This is a genomic window from Variovorax sp. P2_H12 (assembly GCF_056403395.1).
On the sequence record NZ_JBFUFO010000025.1, the window covers coordinates 1 to 17179 of the forward strand.

The following is a 17179-nucleotide window of genomic DNA, read 5'->3' on the forward strand; positions in this document are numbered from 1 at the left end:
GGTCGAGACCGTGGACGGCGTGGCCGACAGCGGCAAGTCGAGCTTCGTGGGCCGCGAGGTCACCAAGAGCGAGCGCCCCGAGCTGACGGCGGCCAAGATCATCGTCTCGGGCGGCCGGGCGCTGGGCAGCGCCGAGAAGTTCCAGGAGGTCATGGCGCCTCTCGCTGACAAGCTCAACGCCGGTCTCGGCGCGAGCCGCGCGGCCGTGGACGCAGGCTACGCGCCGAACGACTGGCAGGTCGGCCAGACCGGCAAGATCGTGGCGCCGCAGCTGTACATCGCCGCCGGCATCTCGGGCGCGATCCAGCATCTGGCGGGCATGAAGGACTCCAAGGTGATCGTGGCGATCAACAAGGACGAAGAGGCGCCGATCTTCTCGGTGGCCGACTACGGGCTCGTGGCCGACCTGTTCACGGCCGTGCCGGAACTGGTCAAGGCGCTCTGATCCATTCAGGTCGTGTGAGCCAAAGGGCATCGTTCGCGGTGCCCTTTTTCACATTGGTGCGTATTCGGCCAGGAGGCCGCAGGAGACAACCATGAGTTACATCGCCCCCCTCAAGGACATGCTGTTCGACATCGAGCATCTCGCGGACATCGCGCAGGTGTCGCAAATGCCGGGACTGGAGGACGCGGGCCTCGAGACCGCCCAGGCCGTGCTCGAGGAGTGCGCCCGCTTCAACCAGGACGTGATCGCGCCGCTGAACGTGGCGGGCGACCGCAATCCCTCGTCGTTCAAGGACGGCCAGGTGACGACCACGGCGGGCTTCAAGGAAGCTTTCGCGCAGTACGCGAGCGGCGGCTGGCAGGGCCTGCAGCATCCTTCCGACTTCGGCGGCCAGGGCCTGCCGAAGACCATCGGCGCGGCCTGCGGCGAAATGCTCAATTCGGCCAACATGAGCTTCGCGCTGTGCCCGCTGCTGAGCGATGGCGCGATCGAGGCGCTGCTCACGGCCGGCTCCGACGAGCTCAAGGCGACCTACCTCGAGAAGCTGGTGAGCGGCCAGTGGACCGGCACCATGAACCTGACCGAGCCGCAGGCCGGCAGCGATCTCGCGATGGTGCGCAGCCGGGCCGAGCCGCAGCCCGACGGCAGCTACAAGGTGTTCGGCACCAAGATCTTCATCACCTACGGTGAGCACGACATGGCCGAGAACATCGTCCACCTCGTGCTGGCCCGCGTCACCGGCGCGCCCGAGGGCGTGAAGGGCATCAGCCTCTTCGTTTGCCCCAAGTTCCTCGTCAACAAGGACGGTTCGCCGGGCGCGCGCAACGACGTCCACTGCGTGAGCATCGAGCACAAGCTGGGCATCAAGGCCTCGCCGACGGCCGTGCTGCAATACGGCGACCACGGTGGCGCTGTCGGCTACCTGGTCGGCGAGGAAAACCGCGGTCTCGAGTACATGTTCATCATGATGAACTCGGCCCGCTACGCGGTGGGCATGCAGGGCATCGCGATCGCCGAGCGCGCCTACCAGCATGCGGTGGCCTACGCCAGGGACCGCGTGCAGAGCAGGCCGGTCGACGGCTCGATCAATGCCAGTGCGCCGATCATCCATCACCCGGACGTCAAGCGCATGCTGATGACGATGCGCGCCTACACCGAAGGCTGCCGCGCGATGGCCTCGGTGGCCGCGGCCGCCTACGACGCGACCCACCATCATCCCGATGCCGAGACGCGCAAGCAGAACCAGGCCTTCTACGAATACATGGTGCCGCTGGTCAAGGGCTACAGCACCGAGATGAGCCTGGAGGTCGCCTCGCTGGGCGTGCAGGTGCATGGCGGCATGGGCTTCATCGAGGAGACCGGCGCGGCGCAGTACCTGCGCGACGCCAAGATCCTGACCATCTACGAAGGCACCACCGCGATCCAGGCCAACGACCTCGTGGGGCGCAAGACCGCGCGCGACGGCGGCCAGACCGCGAAGGCGATCGCCGCGCAGATCGAGAAGACCGAAGCCGAGCTCGCGAAGCGCGGCAGCGCCGATGCGCAGGCTGTGGCGAAGCGGCTCAAGGCCGCACGCGAGGCCTTCGTCGACGTGGTCGAGTTCGTCGCCGGCCAGACCAGGGCGGCGCCCAATGCGGTGTTTGCGGGCAGCGTGCCCTACCTGATGCTCGCGGGCAACGTGGTGGCCGGCTGGCAGCTGGCGCGCTCGCTGCTGGTGGCCGAGGACCTCGCCCAGGCCGGGACCGACGTGGCTTTCATGAAAGCCAAGATCGCCACCGCGCGCTTCTACGCGGAGCACATCCTGAACAAGGCGCCGGGCATCCGCGACAGCATCGTCGACGGCGCCGACAGCGTCACGGCCCTCGCGCTCGACGCCTTCTGACATGACGCTCACCCCCAGGTTGGCCCACTTCGTGTGGCCGCCCACCCCCTCTCCGGGGGCAACACCAGCGGCCCGGCAGAGCCGGTTCCGCGGTGTTTCCCCAGCGGGCCTCGCTTCGCTGGCCGGCTTGTTTCGTGCACGACGCACCCTCTAATTCCTTCAACATGTCCGGAGACCCCATGTCCAAGCTGCCGCCCGTGCTCGCCAACCTTCCGCTGCCCATCATCGGCTCGCCGCTGTTCATCATCAGCAATCCCAAGCTGGTGATCGCCCAGTGCAAGGCCGGCGTGGTGGGCTCGATGCCCGCGCTCAATGCGCGCCCCGCGGCGCAGCTCGAGGAATGGCTGATCGAGATCACCGAGGAACTGGCCGCCTACAACAAGGCCCACCCGGACAAGCCGGCCGCGCCGTTCGCCATCAACCAGATCGTGCACAAGAGCAATGACCGGCTCGAGCACGACATGGAGATGGTCGTGAAGTACAAGGTGCCGATCGTCATCACCTCGCTGGGCGCGCGCACCGACGTCAACGACGCGGTCCACAGCTACGGCGGCGTGACGCTGCACGACATCATCAACAACAACTTCGCGAAGAAGGCGATCGAGAAGGGCGCCGACGGCATCATCGCGGTGGCGGCCGGCGCTGGCGGCCATGCGGGCGTGAAGAGCCCGTTCGCGCTGATCCAGGAAATCCGCCAGTGGTTCGACGGCCCGATCGCGCTGTCGGGCTCGATCGCCAACGGCGGCGCCGTGCTCGCCGCGCAGGCCATGGGTGCCGACTTCGCCTACATCGGCACCGCCTTCATCGCGACCGAGGAAGCGCGCGCCAGCGCCGAGTACAAGCAGGCGATCGTCGACGGCACCTCCGACGACATCGTCTATTCGAACCTCTTCACCGGCGTCCACGGCAACTACCTCGCGCCCAGCATCGTGGCCGCCGGCATGGACCCGGCCAACCTGCCCGAAGGCGACCTGAAGACCATGAACTTCGGCGGCGCCGAGGGCAGCAAGACCAAGGCCTGGAAGGACATCTGGGGCTCGGGCCAGGGCATCGGCGCGGTCACCGAGGTGGCGACCGCCGCGGACTTCGTCGAGAAGCTCAAGCGCGAGTACCTGGAAGCGCGGCGCCGCCTCGCCCTGTGAAACTCCCCCCGATGCGCCTGCGGTGCCTCCGAGTCGCTGCCAGAGGCAGCGGCTCTTCGGTTCCGTCCAAGCCTGCGCAGGCAGGCTTGGAGCCGCGGACCTCAGCCCCTCGAGGGGGGCGATACCAGCGGCCCGGCAAAGCCGGTTCCGCGGTATCCCTGGTATGGGATCGCCGAAGACCGTGACGAGAGAGCCTGCAGCATCGAGCCGCATGCCGCTGCTCGATGCGGTCAAGGGCATCGCCTGTGCGCTGATCGTCGGCCACCACCTCGCGCGCTACGGCCCGCTGCAGGAGGGCGCCTCCTCGCTGGCGCCGGCGCTGTTCGAATGGCTGGCCCAGCACGGCCGGCTGGCGGTGCAGGTGTTCCTGGTGCTGGCCGGCTTCCTGGCGGCCGGCAGCCTGGCGCCCGATGGCGTGCTGCGGGTCGACCGGCCGCTGGCCCGGGTGGGCCAGCGCTATGGCCGCCTGGTGATGCCCTACCTGGCCGCGCTGAGCTTCAGCGTGCTGGTCGCCGCGCTGGTCCGGCCCTGGCTGGCCGGCGACACGGTGCCGGCCGCGCCCGGGCTGGCGCAGTTGCTGGCGCACGGCCTGCTGCTGCAGGACCTGCTGGGCTTCGACGCCCTGTCGACCGGCGTCTGGTACGTGGCCATCGACTTCCAGTTGTTCGTGCTCGCCCTGGCGGCGATCGGCCTGTCGGAGCTGCTGCAGCGGCGCTGGTCGCTCGGGCCCGAGCGCTCGAGATGGCTGGTGGCGGGGCTGGTGCTGGCGCTGGTGGTGGCTTCGCTGGCGGTGTTCAACCGGCAGCAGGAACTCGATGCCACCGCGATCTACTTCTTCGGCTCCTACGGCCTGGGCATGCTGGTCTTCTGGATCGGGCGCGCCACCCGCGACAGCACCTGGCGCTATGCCGTGCTGCTGCTGGTGCTGATCGGCGCCGCGGCGCTCGCGCTCGACTGGCGCAGCCGCATCGCGATCGCCCTGGTCACGGCGCTGGCGGTGGCCGTGGTGCAGCGGCGCGACGGCCTCGCGCCCGCCGCCTGGCCGCGCTTCGGTGCACCGCTGGTGCGGCTCGGACGGATTTCCTATTCGCTGTTCCTGATCCACTTCCCGGTGCTGCTGCTGGTGAGCGCGGTGGTGACCCAGCTGCTGCCGGCGACGCCGTGGATCGACCTGCTGGGCCTGCTGGCGACCTTCGCGCTGTCGATCGCGGCCGCATCGCTGCTGTATCGCTGGGTCGAGTCGCGGCCCGCCACCTGGCGCGCGGTGCTGGCCCTGTTCGCGGGCCTGCTGGCCTGCGGCTTGCTCGTGTCTCGCTAGGCCGGCGCCGGGCCGCCCCAAGCGGCCTGCGGCCCCCTCGGGGGGCAGCGACCCACACGAAGTGGGGGAGCGTGGGGGCCAGCTAGACCACCGATCGTTCGTAGGCCGCGGCGTACTGGCGGCCGAGCACCCTCGATGAATTGAGGCCCTGGTGGAAGTCGAAGAAGGCGTGGCCTTCCTGGGCCACCGCCGCCGGATCGGCGAACCAGATCGCCAGCGCTTCGGCCAGGGCGCCGGCGTCCCCATAGGGCAAGGCGTTCGGCAGTCTTCGCTCCGTCGGCAGGCAGTCGCGCGATCCGTCGACGTCGGTGAGAAGGGAGGCACGCCCTGCGGCCGCCGCTTCGATCGTGACGATGCCCTGGCCCTCGATGGAGCTCACGAGGATCGCGAACAGCGATTGCGCATACTCGCTTCGGACGTCGCCCACATAGCCACGGAAAACGACCCGGTCGCCGAGCCCCAGGGCCTGGCACTTCTGCTCCAGGTCCTGGCGCAACGGGCCTTCGCCGACCAGCACCAGTTCGGCGTCGATGCCCCGGTCGCGCAGCAGGGCCCAGGCCTCGATCAGCGTCGCATGGCCCTTGACCGGGACGAATCGCGCCACGCAGACGGCGCGCCGGCGCACCGTGTCCGGGTCGATCGCGGGGCATTGCGGCGGGAAGGGGGTCGGGTTGCCCAGGATCTCGATGTCCCGCGTGCGGGTGGTGGCGAGGATGTTGTCCCTGACCGAGTGCGTGACCGCGATCGCGCGGCGCGGGCTCAGCAACCAGAACGGGGCCGAGAAGCCGTAGGTGAGGTTGCCCGAATAGAGCACCGGCCGGCGCAGCAGTGGCTGCAGCGCCGTGAGCACCATCGACAGCCGCCGGTGATGTACGTGGATGAGGTCGATGTCCCAGGCGTCCAGCAGGCGCTTCAGGTGCTGGACGCTGCGCCAGAAGACCCGTGGGCGGCCCGACATCAGGGCCAGGTGCTGGAGGCGATCGGGTGCCATCCATGACACGTCCTCTTCTTCGTCGCCGTAGCGGCAACTGATGAAGTGGTTCTCGATGCCGTAGGGCTGAACGGCCTCGTGGATGCGTCGAATCGCCATCGTCACGCCGCTGCTTCGGTAGTAGTTGGGGTTAATGACGCAGATGTTCATGGGCTTCTGGTAGCTTAACGACCCTCTGCCCGGCAGCGCCGGCTCGCCTCTCGTATGATCGTTAAGTTTTCAGTAAATTCTGAAATTACAGTAATCCAATACGTGAACTCGTCCGTCCGTTCGTTTGCCAGCCTGGTCCAGGGCGCCGCCGCGCTGCTGTGGCTGCCGCAGGCCGCCTTGCTGGCCTGGGCGGTGCAGCGGCTCGGGGCTGGCGAGGGCCTCACCGCCGTCCTGTTGCCGGCGGCCGGCATCCTGCTGCTGGGCCTGGGGCGCGCGGCCGCCGAGGCCTGGGGCATGCGCCGCGTGTATGCGCAGGCGCGCTTGCGCCTGTCCGCCTTGCGGGCCCAGGTCGCGGCTGCGCTGGCGGCGCGCTCGCCGCTGGACAGCGCGCGACCGGCCTCCGGCCTGGCCGCCAGCGTGATCGCGGAGCAGGCCGAGGCCGTGGTGCCCTACCTGGTGCGCTACGGTCCGGCGCGCTGGCGGGCGATGGTGGTGCCGCTGGTCATCGTGGCGGTGGTGGCCGGCCTGTCCTGGGTGGCGGCCGCGGTGCTGCTGGTTGCGGCACCGCTGATCCCGGTCTTCATGGCCATCGTGGGCTGGCGCGCCAAGGCCGCGAGCGAGGCGCAGATGGTCGAGATGGGCGGCATGAACGGCTTCCTGCTCGATCGCCTGCGCGGCCTCGCGACCCTGCGTTCGCTCGGCGCCGTCGATGCCACCGCACGCCGCCTGGGCGAAGCGGCGCAGTCCCTGCGCAGCCGCACGATGGCGGTGCTGCGCATCGCCTTCCTATCGTCTGCCGTGCTGGAGTTGTTCTCGGCGCTGGGCGTCGCGATGGTGGCGGCATACGTCGGCTTCCATCTGCTGGGCACCTTCGAGTTCGGCACCTGGGGCCGTTCGCTGAGCCTGGGCGAGGGCCTGTTCATCCTGCTGCTGGCGCCGGCCTTCTTCGAGCCGCTGCGCGAGCTGTCGGCGGTCTGGCACGACCGCGCGGCCGGCGAGGCCGCGCTGGCATCGCTGGACCGGCTGGCCGACGGCGGCGTCGCATTGCCCGGGGCTTGCGCGGCGCCGGGGCGGCCGGATTCGCCGCCGGGGTCCAGGGGCGCGGCGCCCTCGGTCCGCGTGCGCGGCCTGTGCTTCTCGCATGCCGGCGAGGACGCCTTCTTCGAGAACTACGAGTTGCGCGTGGCCGCGGGCGAGCACGTGGCGCTGATGGGCCCCAGCGGCTCGGGCAAGACCGCCTTGCTGAGCCTGATCGCCGGCCTGGTGCCGGCGCAGCGCGGCGAGATCCTGATCGGCGGCGTGCCGCTGGCCGACGACACCGTGGCCGGGCTGCGCGCGCGCATGGCCTGGATGGGCCAGAAGCCCCATGTCTTCGGTGCTTCGGTGCAGGCCAACGTGGCGCTCGGGCGCACCGGCGTGCAGGCCGCGCAGGTGGAGGCCGCGATGCGCTTCGCCGCGCTCGACGGCGTCGCCCAGGCCCGTCCGGGTATCGCGCTCGGGGAGGGCGGCAGCGGCCTGTCGGGCGGTGAAGCCGTGCGGCTGGCGCTGGCGCGCGTGGCGGCGCATCCCGATGCCGACCTGCTGCTGGTCGACGAGCCGACCGCCCACCTCGACAGCGAGACCGCGGAGCGCGTCGCCGATGCCCTGATGCAGCTGGCGCGCGGCAAGACCCTGATCGCCGCCACCCACGACCCCGTGCTGGCGGCGCGCATGGGCCGCGTGATCCGGCTCGACGAGCTGCCGGCGAAGGAGGCCGCATGAGCGCCGCGCCGGGCCGCCCCAAGCAAGCTCGCACCGCAGTGCGAAGCACGGAGGTTACCCAATGACATTTCTGCACGATGTCCGGCCGGTGCTGAAGGCTTTCGTGGGCGTGCAGCCGCGCCGCCTGGCGCTGGGCGCGGCGCTGGCGGCGCTGACCGTGCTGATGGGCATGGCGCTGCTGGGCCTGTCGGGCTGGTTCATCACCGCCACCGCGCTGGCCGGCCTGCAGGCCGCGACCGCGCTGCGGTTCGACGTCTTCATGCCGTCGGCCGGCATCCGCCTGCTGGCGCTGGGCCGCACCGGCTCGCGCTATGCCGAACGGCTGGTCACGCACGACGCCACCTTCGGGGTGCTGGCGGCGCTGCGCGAGGGCCTGTTCCGGGGCTGGGCCCGGCCCGAGGCCGCACGCCGGCTGCTGGCCCGGCCGGCCCGGCTGCTGTTCCGCCTGACCGCCGACATCGACGCCCTCGAGTCTTTCTACCTGCGGCTGCTGGTGCCGGCCGGGGCGGCGCTGGGCGCAGCGCTGCTGGCCGGTGTCGTGCTGGGGGTCATGAACGCCTGGATGGGCGCCGCGCTGGCGCTCTGGCTGATCGTCGCGGGCTGGGGCATCGCGCTGGTGGTGGCCGCGCGCGCCCGGCCGGCGGCGGTGCGGCGCGCGCATGCCATCGAAGCCCTGCGCGCTCGCGTCGCCGACCTGGTGGCCGGTCAGACCGAACTGGTCATGGCGGGCCGGATCGATGCGCAGCGCGAAGCCCTGGCGGTCGCCGATCGCCATCTGGCGCGGGCCGATCATGCGCTCAACCGGCTCGAAGCCCGGTCCGGCATGGCCTACGGCATGGCCGGCACGCTGACCCTGGTCGGCGTGCTGCTGGCGGCGGGCGCGCTGGTGGGCGAGGGCGCGATCGGCGCGCCGGCCGCAGCGCTGGCGCTGCTGGTGGCGCTCACCGCGATCGAGCCCTTCGCCGGCTTGCGCCGCGGCGCGCTCGAGGCCGGGCGCGCCTGGCTGGCGGCGCGGCGGCTGGCGCCCCGCATGGCCGATCGCCCGCCCGTCGCCGCGGCGCCGGCCTCGCCCTCCGACCCGGGGCTGGCGCTTCGACTGGCGCGGGTGAGCGCGACGCATCCCGGGAACCGCGTGGCGGTCCTGCACGACATTTCACTGGCTCTGGCCGCCGGCGAGCGCGTCGCCCTGGTCGGGCCCAGCGGCGCCGGGAAGTCCACCTTGATGGCGGTGGTCGCCGGCGAACTCGCGGCCGCGTCCGGCGAGGTGCGCGGCGCGCCGCATTGCCTGCTGACCCAGCGCACGGAACTGTTCCAGGACAGCCTGCGCGACAACCTCCGGCTGGCCGACCCGTCGGCCGAAGACGCCCGGCTGTGGGCCGTCTTGCAGGCCGCCGGCCTGTCCCGGGAAGTGCAAGCGATGGCTGCGGGCCTCGACACCGCGCTCGGCGAAGGCGGCCTCGGCCTCTCGGGCGGGCAGTCGCGCCGGCTGGCGCTGGCGCGGCTGCTGCTGCGCGACGTGCCGCTCTGGCTGCTGGACGAACCGACCGAAGCGTTGGACACTGCGACCGCGAACGATGTGCTGCGGCGCCTCGATGCCCAGGCCGCGGGCCGCACGCTGCTGATCGCGACGCACCTGCGGCGCGAGGCCGCGCTGGCCGACCGCCTGGTCTCGATGCAGGACGGCCGCATCACGGCCGACCTGCGGCGCGGCTCGCCTGCATTCGATGCGGCACTGAAGGCGCTGCGGCCGGACTGAGAACAGAGAACAAGAAAGGAACCTCATGGACCTCGACATCGTCGCCCTCTCCCGATTGCAGTTCGCCCTCACGGCGCTGTATCACTTCCTGTTCGTGCCCCTGACCATCGGCCTGGCCGTGATCCTCGCGATCATGGAGACGGTCTACGTGATGACCGGCCGGACCATCTGGCGCGACATGACGAAGTTCTGGGGCGTGCTGTTCGGCATCAACTTCGCGATGGGCGTGGCGACCGGCATCGTGATGGAGTTCCAGTTCGGCATGAACTGGAGCTACTACAGCCACTACGTGGGCGACGTCTTCGGCGCGCCGCTGGCGATCGAGGGGCTGATGGCCTTCTTCCTCGAAGCCAGCTTCGTCGGCCTGTTCTTCTTCGGCTGGGACAAGCTCTCCAAGGTGGCGCACCTGATCGTCACCTGGCTGGTGGCGATCGGTTCGAACTTCTCGGCGCTGTGGATCCTGATCGCCAACGGCTGGATGCAGAACCCGGTCGGCGCGGCCTTCAATCCGCAGACCATGCGCATGGAGGTGACCGACTTCGCCGCCGTGCTGACCAACCCCGTGGCCCAGGCCAAGTTCGTGCACACGGTGTCGGCCGGCTACACGGTGGCGGCGATCTTCGTGCTCGGCGTCTCGGCCTGGTATGTGCTGAAGGGGCGCCACCTGCAACTGGCCAAGCGCTCGATGACCGTTGCCGCCTCGTTCGGCCTCGCGGCATCGCTGTCGGTCGTGCTGCTCGGCGACGAGAGCGGCTATCTGTCCACCGAACACCAGAAGATGAAGGTCGCGGCGATCGAGGCGATGTGGAAGACCGAGCCCGCGCCGGCCGCGTTCACCGCCTTCGGCTTCCCGGACCAGCGCACGCGCGAGACGCACTTCGCGGTCCACATCCCGATGCTGCTGGGCCTGATCGGCACGCGATCTCTGACCACCGAGATTCCCGGCATCGACGACCTGGTGCACCGTGCGGAGTTGAACATCCGCGTCGGCGTCTCCGCCTACGACGCGCTGCAGAAAATCCGCGAGGCCGGCAGCACGGACGCGATTCCCGAATCGGCCAGGACCATCTTCGAGGAGAACGGCCATGCGCTGGGCTATGCGCTGCTGCTCAAGCGCTACGTCGACGATCCGCGCAAGGCCACGCCTGAACAGATCGCACAAGCCGCGCTCGACACCGTGCCGCCGGTGTGGCAGCTGTACTGGTCGTTCCGCATCATGGTCGGTCTGGGCATGTTCTTCATCCTGCTCATGGCGACCTTCTTCGTGCTCTCGGCGCGCCGAAGGCTCGATGCCCACACGTGGCTCCTGAAGGTCGCGGTGTTCTCCATTCCGCTGCCCTGGGTGGCTGCCGAGATGGGCTGGATCGTGGCCGAGCTCGGCCGCCAGCCCTGGGTCATCGAAGGCGTGCTGCCGACCGCGGTGGCGGTCTCCAACCTCGGCGCCGCGACGGTGCTCGGCACCATCGTCGCCTTCACGGCGATCTACACCGTGCTGTTCGTGATCGAGATGAAGCTGATGCTGAAGGCCATCCGCAAGGGGCCGACCGAAGACCCGGCGCCGCCCCCGGCTGCCTACCGCGCCAGTGCCGATCCTGAAATCGCGGGCCTCCCGCGCACCTCGCTGGGAGCCTGACCATGATTCTTCACACACTGCTTTCCTACGAAGTCCTACGCCTCATCTGGTGGCTGCTGCTCGGCGTGCTGCTGATCGGCTTCGCGGTCATGGACGGCTTCGATCTTGGCGCCGGCATGCTGCTGCCCTTCGCGGGCCGCAACGACCTCGAGCGCCGCGTCATCATCAACAGCGTCGGCCCGGTCTGGGAGGGCAACCAGGTCTGGCTGATCCTCGGGGGCGGTGCGATCTTCGCGGCCTGGCCGCAGCTCTATGCGGTGTCGTTCTCGGGCTTCTACATCGCGATGTTCGCGATCCTGGTGGCCCTGATCCTGCGGCCCGTGGCCTTCAAGTTTCGCAGCAAGCGCGATGATCCGGCCTGGCGTGCGCGCTGGGACTGGACGCTGTTCATCGGCGGCTTCGTGCCGTCGCTGATCTTCGGCGTCGCGATGGGCAACGTGCTGCGCGGCGTGCCGTTCCGCTTCGACGGCGACATGCACATCTTCTACGACGGCTCCTTCTTCGGCCTGCTCAATCCGTTCGCGCTGGCGTGCGGGCTGGTCTCGGTCGCGATGCTCGTGATGCACGGCGGCGCCTGGCTGGTGCTCAAGACCGAGGGCGCCGTGGCCGAGCGTGCGCGGCGCTACGGCAGCGTGGCGGCGGTCGCGACCGTGGTCCTGTTTGCGCTGGCCGGGGTGCTGCTGTGGTACTTCGTCGACGGTTTCCGCGTCACCAGCGCGCTGCCTGCGGACGGACCATCGAACCCGATGCTCAAGACGGTCGAGGTCCATTCGAGCGCCTGGTTCACCAACTACGCGGCGCGTCCGTGGCTCTATGTCGTGCCGGCGCTGGGCCTGGGCGGTGCGCTGCTGGCGCTGGTTGGTCTGCAACTGCGGCGTGAGCTGCTGGCGCTGCTGGCGAGCGCACTGTCCATTGCCGGCATCATCCTGAGCGTGGGCGTCTCGATGTTCCCGTTCATCCTGCCGTCGTCGATCGATCCGCGCGCCAGCCTCACGGTGTTCGATTCATCCTCGAGCCACCTGACGCTGTTCATCATGCTGGTGGTGACCGGCATCTTCATTCCGATCATCGTGGCCTACACGAGCTGGGTCTACGCCGTGCTGCGCGGCAAGGTGGACGCCGAGTCGATCCGTGAAGACCGTGGCCACGCCTACTGATCAACGAAACAAGGGAATCCGACCATGTGGTACTTCGCCTGGATCCTGGGACTGCCGCTCGCCGCGACCTTCGCGGTGCTGAATGCGATGTGGTACGAGCTGATGGACGACGAGGCCATCCGGCACGACAAGCTGGATAGGCCTTAGCTCGCCCCCAGGTTGCCCGGCACGTCGTGTCCGGGCGCCCACCCCCTACCGGGGGCAACACCGGCGGCCCGGCAAAGCCGGTTCCGCGGTGTTCCACCAACGGGCCGGGCTGCGCCGGCCGCTACTCCCTTGCCGTTGGGCGGGGCTTGGCGGCGCCGGTCAGGCGGTCCTTGAGGCCGAGCACCTTGGTCACTGTGGCGCCCATGCCCATCAGCTGCATGGCGGTCTCGGGCGCCAAGCGCTGGACGTCGTCGAACCAGGTCATGAGCCGGTCGATCAGGTCGTGCATCTCGCGCATGCGCTGCTGGGCGTGGCGCTCGGCCTCGCTCTGCGGTTCCTCGAGCAGTGCCATGCGCAGCATCGACAGCGTCGGCTCGACCTCGCGCCGGCGCCGCTCCTCGGCCAGCACCCGGAAGATCTCCCAGACGTCGGCCGGCGCCTCGAAATACTCGCGCCGGTCGCCCGGATGATGGCGCAGCCGCACCAGCCGCCAGGCCTGCAGCTCCTTCAGGCCGGTGCTCACGTTGGAGCGCGAGAACTCCAGCAGCTCGGCGATCTCGTCCGCGTTGAGCGCGCGCTCGGAAAGAAAGATCAGCGCATAGATCTGGCCGACCGTGCGATTGATCCCCCATTTGCTGCCCATCTCGCCGAAGTGGGCGACGAACTGGCGGTTCAAGGGCGGCAGGGAGGCAGTGGGCATCGGCCGATTTTCGACCGAATTTGCAGAAGCTTCAAGAAAGACTGAAAACAGGGATCATCCCCACGGGGTGGGCTGCGGCACTTCGCAGGCCGGCTCGACGTCGACGCTCTTGAAATCGGCCGGCGACACGATCTCCAGGTATTCCATGTCGGGCGAATAGTCGAACAGGTAGTGCCGGATGCCCGGGCGCTGGTGCACCACGTCGCCGGCCTCCACCAGCGTCTCCTTGTCCTCGTACATGAAGCGGGCCCATCCCTTCACCATGATCACGATCTGGAACTCCGCCTCGTGCCGGTGCCAGCCGGTGCCCGTTTCCGGTGCCATGTTGGCCTTGACCAGGTGCGCGATCACCTTGCCGTTCGTGGCCTCGGCGATGCCGAGGTCGCGGTACAGGAAGAAGTCGCGCAAGCCGCCCGAGACGTACTCGGTGTCGCCAGGCTTCACGTGGGAAAACGTCGTGTCGCTACGGTCCAGCATGGGCGCTCCTTCGAAGGGTGATGCTGCGCTGCAACATGCATAAACCGTTCCCGCGCGTGGCTTGACAAGGCCGTGCCGCGACTCGAAACTCAACCACATGGTTCACTCTGATGCCGCCTCCCTCGATGCCGTGTTTGCCGCGCTTTCGGATGCGACGCGCCGCTCGGTGCTTGAGCGGCTCGGCGAGGGGCGGGAGCTCACGGTGAGCGAGTTGGCGCAGCCGCATGGCATGTCGCTGACCGGCTTCATGAAGCATCTGCGGGTGCTCGAGCACGCCGGCCTGGTGTCGCGCACGAAGGAGGGCCGCATCGTGCGTTGCGCGCTCTCGCCCGAGCCCATGCAGGAGGCCGCCGTGTGGTTGTCCCGTTACGAGAAATTCTGGGCCGGTCGCCTCGACGCGCTGGCGCGCTTCCTTTACCACCAGGAGGAGACCGAATGGAAAGCCCGGCCACCCGCGACCACGAACGCCCCTCGCTCACCCTCCGAAGGCGCTTCGACGCCGCCCCCGCCAAAGTCTGGCGGGCGTGGACCGAGCCGCAAGCGCTGAAGCAGTGGTTCGGCCCGGCCGAGATCGTCTCGGTGCCGGTGGCCGAGATCGACCTGCGCCCGGGCGGGTGTTTCCGCGTCGTCATGCGGGCCGGCGATGGCGAGCGGCACGAGGTCAGCGGCCGTTATCTCGAACTGGTGCCCGAGCGCCGGCTGGTCTTCAGCTGGGCCTGGGTGTCGACGCCCGAACGGGTGTCGCGCGTGACCGTCCAGATCGAGCCCGACGGGCGCGGCGCCGCGCTGACGCTCACGCACGAGCAGTTCTTCGACGAGGCCGCGCGCGACGGCCACCACCACGGCTGGACCGGGTCGATGGTCAAGCTGGAGGCGCTGCTCGGCGAGCCGGCAGGACGCTGATGGCGCCGGCCGCGTCGACACCGGCGCAGGGGGAGGCGAGATTGTTGGGATAATCCCCGCATGAGCGGCAACACCTTCGGCACCCTTTTCGCGGTCACCAACTTCGGCGAATCCCACGGCCCCGCAATCGGCTGCGTCATCGACGGTTGCCCGCCCGGCATGGCGCTCAGCGAGGCCGACATCCAGGGCGATCTCGACCGGCGCCGCCCGGGCACCAGCCGCCACGTGACGCAGCGCAACGAACCCGACGTGGTCCAGATCCTCAGCGGCGTGTACGAAGGCAGGACCACCGGCACCCCGATCGCGCTGCTGATCCAGAACACCGACCAGCGCAGCAAGGACTACGGCCAGATCGCGCAGCAGTTCCGTCCCGGCCACGCCGACTTCACCTACTGGAAGAAATACGGCATCCGCGACCCGCGCGGCGGCGGCCGCTCTTCGGCCCGCCTCACCGCGCCGATGGTCGCGGCCGGCGCGGTGGCCAAGAAGTGGCTGTTCGAGAAGTACGGCACCCGGTTTCGCGGTTGCATGGCGCAGATCGGCGACATCGTGATTCCCTTCGAGAGCTGGGAGCATGTGCCGGGCAATCCCTTCTTCGCGCCGGTGGCCGACGTGTCGCAGATCGAGGCCTACATGGACGCGCTGCGCAAAGCCGGCGACTCCTGCGGCGCCCGCATCCGCGTCACGGCATCGAAGGTGCCGGTGGGCCTCGGCGAGCCGCTGTTCGACAAGATGGACGCCGACATCGCCTGGGCCATGATGGGCATCAACGCGGTCAAGGGCGTCGAGATCGGCGCCGGCTTCGCCAGCGTCACGCAGCGCGGCACCACCCACGGCGACTCGATCACGCCCGAGGGCTTCGAGAGCAACAACGCGGGCGGCGTGCTGGGCGGCATCAGCACCGGGCAGGACCTCGAGGTCAGCATCGCGATCAAGCCGACCAGCTCGATCATCAGCCCGCGTCAATCCATCGACGTCAACAACCAGCCGGTCGAGGTCGTCACCAAGGGCCGGCACGACCCCTGCGTCGGCATCCGGGCCACGCCGATCGCCGAGGCGATGCTGGCGCTGGTCGTGATGGAGCACGCGCTGCGCCACCGTGCGCAGTGCGGCGACGTGAATGCGCCCGAGGGCCTGCCGTCCAGCGGCCAGGATGATCCGTCGCCACAGGCGTCCTTCCTCTAGTGTCCGCGCCGCCCGCCGCGGGGGGGCGCGGCCACCTGCTGGCCTTCGCGGCGCTGTCGGCGAGCTACTTCGCCCACATCGGCTTCTTCAACCCGTACCTGCCGCTGTGGCTCAAGGAACTCGGGCTGCCGATCTTCGTCATCAGCCTGCTGACGTCCGTGCAGTCGGTCACGCGCGTCTTCGCGCCCTATGCATGGGGCGCGCTGAGCGACCACACCGGCCAGCGCGTGAAGCTGCTGCGCTTCAGCGCCGCGGTGGCGCTGGTCTCCTCGTTCGGCCTGTGGTGGAACGGCGGGCCCTGGTGGCTGATGCTGGTGCTGCTCGTGATGTTCACGCACACCAGTTCGATGATGTCGCTGACCGAGGCGGCCATGGCGCATCTGGTGGCCGGCGACTGGGGCCGCTACGGCCGCATCCGGCTGTGGGGGTCGGCGGGCTTCCTGGTCACCGTGTTCTTCGCCGGCGAATGGTTCGAGCGCTTCGGGATGCGGCACTTTCCGGCCTGGGCCGGCGGCACGCTGGCGATCGTGCTGATCGCGACGCTGCGGCTGCCCGACGTGCGCGAGCCGGTCTCGCACCACGCGCAGCCGAAGGAGCCGGTCGGCCCGGTGCTGCGCAATCCCGCGGTGCGCTGGTTCTTCGTCTCGCTCTTCTTCCAGGTGATGGCGCATTTCGCGGTCTACGGCTTCCTCTCGCTGTACCTCGACTCCCTGGGCTACGGCAAGGGCACGATCGGCCTCTTGTGGGCGCTGTCGGTGGTGGCCGAGATCGTCTGGTTCTTCCTGCAGGGGCGGCTGCTCGGGCTGCTGTCGATGCCGCGCTGGCTCCTCTTGTGCGGCATCGCGGCGGTGCTGCGCATGGGCATCACGGCCGGCTGCGGCCAGTGGGTCTGGGCCCTGGTCGTCGCGCAGGCGCTGCACGCGCTGTCGTTCGCGGCCCATCACACCGCCTGCATCGCGATGGTGTCGCGCCATTTCCCGGGGCGACTGCGCGGGCGCGGCCAGGCGCTCTTCACCGTCACCGGCTATGGCCTCGGCGGTGTGCTCGGCGTGCTCGCCGGCGGTGCGATCGCGCAGCACTTCGGCTATGTCGCGATGTTCGGCGTGGCGACCGTGGTGGCGGCGATCGCGAGCGCCTGCGCGTGGCAGGCGCAGCGGCTGGAGACTCCAGCTTGACATCGGAGGCGACGCAGCTAAAGTAAGGATTCCTTACTTGAGGAATTTCCCATGCTCGCCAAGATGACGTCCAAGAACCAACTCACGCTGCCGCGCAGCGTCACGGATCAACTCGGGCCCGCGGAGTATTTCGACGTTCAGTTGCGAGACGGCCAGATCGTGCTGACGCCGGTGCGCATCCAGCGCGGCGATGCCGTTCGCGCCAAGCTGGCAGCGCTCGGACTCACGAGCGCGGATGTGCAGGGCGCGGTCGAGTGGGCCCGGCAGACTGCAGGGCAGCCCGTCTCGGTGGCTGCCGAACCCGAAGCCGCGTACCGCACGAGCACCTCTAAGCGCAAGCCCAAGGCCTGACTGGCG

At 69.5% G+C, this 17179-nt stretch carries 17 protein-coding genes; 14 read left to right on the forward strand and 3 right to left on the reverse strand.

Features of this window, described 5'->3' with window-relative positions; translation table 11 throughout:
- The 4 genes from AC1DYK_RS18980 to AC1DYK_RS18995 all read left to right on the forward strand — a co-directional run.
- Positions 1-445 (forward strand): electron transfer flavoprotein subunit alpha/FixB family protein (locus tag AC1DYK_RS18980; RefSeq protein ID WP_478167711.1); only part of this gene is annotated, 445 nt, incomplete at its 5' end.
- A gap of 91 nt (positions 446-536) precedes the next feature.
- Positions 537-2327 carry an acyl-CoA dehydrogenase gene (locus AC1DYK_RS18985; protein WP_478167712.1) on the forward strand — a complete coding sequence of 597 codons (1791 nt, stop codon included), beginning with the start codon at positions 537-539 and terminating at the stop codon, positions 2325-2327.
- A 179-nt stretch (positions 2328-2506) separates the two neighbouring features.
- Positions 2507-3469 (forward strand): NAD(P)H-dependent flavin oxidoreductase, encoded by a 963-nt coding sequence (locus tag AC1DYK_RS18990; protein WP_478156587.1) that lies wholly within the window; start codon positions 2507-2509, stop codon positions 3467-3469.
- A gap of 211 nt (positions 3470-3680) precedes the next feature.
- A complete protein-coding gene (locus AC1DYK_RS18995) occupies positions 3681-4787 on the forward strand; it encodes an acyltransferase family protein (RefSeq protein WP_478167946.1) in 1107 nt (368 codons plus the stop codon).
- A gap of 82 nt (positions 4788-4869) precedes the next feature.
- Here the strand turns inward: AC1DYK_RS18995 and AC1DYK_RS19000 are convergent, their stop codons facing one another.
- Positions 4870-5928, reverse strand: coding sequence for a glycosyltransferase family 4 protein (locus AC1DYK_RS19000; protein ID WP_478167713.1), 1059 nt, complete (start codon positions 5926-5928; stop codon positions 4870-4872).
- Positions 5929-5982: 54 nt separating this feature from the next.
- Between AC1DYK_RS19000 and cydD the strand changes: the two genes are divergently transcribed.
- From cydD to cydX, 5 genes are all read left to right on the forward strand, one after another.
- On the forward strand, positions 5983-7689 hold the full coding sequence (cydD, locus tag AC1DYK_RS19005) for a thiol reductant ABC exporter subunit CydD (RefSeq protein WP_478167714.1): 1707 nt from the start codon (positions 5983-5985) through the stop codon (positions 7687-7689).
- 61 nt (positions 7690-7750) lie between these two features.
- Positions 7751-9445, forward strand: a complete 1695-nt coding sequence (locus tag AC1DYK_RS19010) for an amino acid ABC transporter ATP-binding/permease protein (protein ID WP_478167715.1) — start codon at positions 7751-7753, stop codon at positions 9443-9445.
- Positions 9446-9470: 25 nt separating this feature from the next.
- Positions 9471-11078, forward strand: a complete 1608-nt coding sequence (locus tag AC1DYK_RS19015; protein ID WP_478167716.1) for a cytochrome ubiquinol oxidase subunit I — start codon at positions 9471-9473, stop codon at positions 11076-11078.
- Positions 11079-11080: 2 nt separating this feature from the next.
- Positions 11081-12235, forward strand: coding sequence for a cytochrome d ubiquinol oxidase subunit II (gene cydB, locus AC1DYK_RS19020; protein WP_478167717.1), 1155 nt, complete (start codon positions 11081-11083; stop codon positions 12233-12235).
- A 24-nt stretch (positions 12236-12259) separates the two neighbouring features.
- Positions 12260-12382, forward strand: coding sequence for a cytochrome bd-I oxidase subunit CydX (gene cydX / locus AC1DYK_RS19025; RefSeq protein ID WP_088956434.1), 123 nt, complete (start codon positions 12260-12262; stop codon positions 12380-12382).
- A 121-nt stretch (positions 12383-12503) separates the two neighbouring features.
- On the opposite strand, the gene AC1DYK_RS19030 is transcribed toward cydX, so the two are convergent.
- Together AC1DYK_RS19030 and AC1DYK_RS19035 are read right to left on the reverse strand one after the other, a co-directional pair.
- Positions 12504-13082 (reverse strand): GbsR/MarR family transcriptional regulator, encoded by a 579-nt coding sequence (locus tag AC1DYK_RS19030; protein WP_478167718.1) that lies wholly within the window; start codon positions 13080-13082, stop codon positions 12504-12506.
- Between the two features lie 54 nt (positions 13083-13136).
- Positions 13137-13559: a cupin domain-containing protein gene (locus AC1DYK_RS19035; RefSeq protein WP_478167719.1), complete on the reverse strand. Its 423-nt coding sequence runs from the start codon at positions 13557-13559 to the stop codon at positions 13137-13139.
- A 97-nt stretch (positions 13560-13656) separates the two neighbouring features.
- Here AC1DYK_RS19035 and AC1DYK_RS19040 point away from each other — a divergent pair, with 97 nt between their 5' ends.
- From AC1DYK_RS19040 to AC1DYK_RS19060, 5 genes are read left to right on the forward strand one after another with little or no spacing between them, the layout of a single operon-like run.
- Entirely contained in the window at positions 13657-14106 is a 450-nt protein-coding gene (locus AC1DYK_RS19040; RefSeq protein WP_478167720.1) for an ArsR/SmtB family transcription factor, read from the forward strand.
- On the forward strand, positions 13995-14462 hold the full coding sequence (locus AC1DYK_RS19045) for an SRPBCC family protein (protein ID WP_478167721.1): 468 nt from the start codon (positions 13995-13997) through the stop codon (positions 14460-14462). Before AC1DYK_RS19040 ends, AC1DYK_RS19045 begins: the two co-directional genes overlap by 112 nt.
- Positions 14463-14522: 60 nt before the next feature.
- Positions 14523-15647 (forward strand): chorismate synthase, encoded by a 1125-nt coding sequence (aroC, locus tag AC1DYK_RS19050; RefSeq protein ID WP_478167722.1) that lies wholly within the window; start codon positions 14523-14525, stop codon positions 15645-15647.
- Entirely contained in the window at positions 15647-16822 is a 1176-nt protein-coding gene (locus tag AC1DYK_RS19055) for an MFS transporter (protein WP_478167723.1), read from the forward strand. Before aroC ends, AC1DYK_RS19055 begins: the two co-directional genes overlap by 1 nt.
- A gap of 51 nt (positions 16823-16873) precedes the next feature.
- Positions 16874-17173 (forward strand): AbrB/MazE/SpoVT family DNA-binding domain-containing protein, encoded by a 300-nt coding sequence (locus AC1DYK_RS19060; protein ID WP_478167724.1) that lies wholly within the window; start codon positions 16874-16876, stop codon positions 17171-17173.
- Positions 17174-17179: the final 6 nt, after the last annotated feature.

What these genes read in the sequence shown, in the direction of transcription:
- AC1DYK_RS18985 (WP_478167712.1), top strand. Translation starts at nt 537, where the DNA reads ATGAGTTACATCGCCCCCCTCAAGGACATGCTGTTCGACATCGAGCAT.
- AC1DYK_RS18990 (WP_478156587.1), top strand. Translation starts at nt 2,507, where the DNA reads ATGTCCAAGCTGCCGCCCGTGCTCGCCAACCTTCCGCTGCCCATCATC.
- AC1DYK_RS18995 (WP_478167946.1), top strand. Translation starts at nt 3,681, where the DNA reads ATGCCGCTGCTCGATGCGGTCAAGGGCATCGCCTGTGCGCTGATCGTC.
- AC1DYK_RS19000 (WP_478167713.1), bottom strand. Translation starts at nt 5,928, where the DNA reads ATGAACATCTGCGTCATTAACCCCAACTACTACCGAAGCAGCGGCGTG.
- cydD (WP_478167714.1), top strand. Translation starts at nt 5,983, where the DNA reads ATGATCGTTAAGTTTTCAGTAAATTCTGAAATTACAGTAATCCAATAC.
- AC1DYK_RS19010 (WP_478167715.1), top strand. Translation starts at nt 7,751, where the DNA reads ATGACATTTCTGCACGATGTCCGGCCGGTGCTGAAGGCTTTCGTGGGC.
- AC1DYK_RS19015 (WP_478167716.1), top strand. Translation starts at nt 9,471, where the DNA reads ATGGACCTCGACATCGTCGCCCTCTCCCGATTGCAGTTCGCCCTCACG.
- cydB (WP_478167717.1), top strand. Translation starts at nt 11,081, where the DNA reads ATGATTCTTCACACACTGCTTTCCTACGAAGTCCTACGCCTCATCTGG.
- cydX (WP_088956434.1), top strand. Translation starts at nt 12,260, where the DNA reads ATGTGGTACTTCGCCTGGATCCTGGGACTGCCGCTCGCCGCGACCTTC.
- AC1DYK_RS19030 (WP_478167718.1), bottom strand. Translation starts at nt 13,082, where the DNA reads ATGCCCACTGCCTCCCTGCCGCCCTTGAACCGCCAGTTCGTCGCCCAC.
- AC1DYK_RS19035 (WP_478167719.1), bottom strand. Translation starts at nt 13,559, where the DNA reads ATGCTGGACCGTAGCGACACGACGTTTTCCCACGTGAAGCCTGGCGAC.
- AC1DYK_RS19040 (WP_478167720.1), top strand. Translation starts at nt 13,657, where the DNA reads ATGGTTCACTCTGATGCCGCCTCCCTCGATGCCGTGTTTGCCGCGCTT.
- AC1DYK_RS19045 (WP_478167721.1), top strand. Translation starts at nt 13,995, where the DNA reads ATGGAAAGCCCGGCCACCCGCGACCACGAACGCCCCTCGCTCACCCTC.
- aroC (WP_478167722.1), top strand. Translation starts at nt 14,523, where the DNA reads ATGAGCGGCAACACCTTCGGCACCCTTTTCGCGGTCACCAACTTCGGC.
- AC1DYK_RS19060 (WP_478167724.1), top strand. Translation starts at nt 16,874, where the DNA reads ATGCTCGCCAAGATGACGTCCAAGAACCAACTCACGCTGCCGCGCAGC.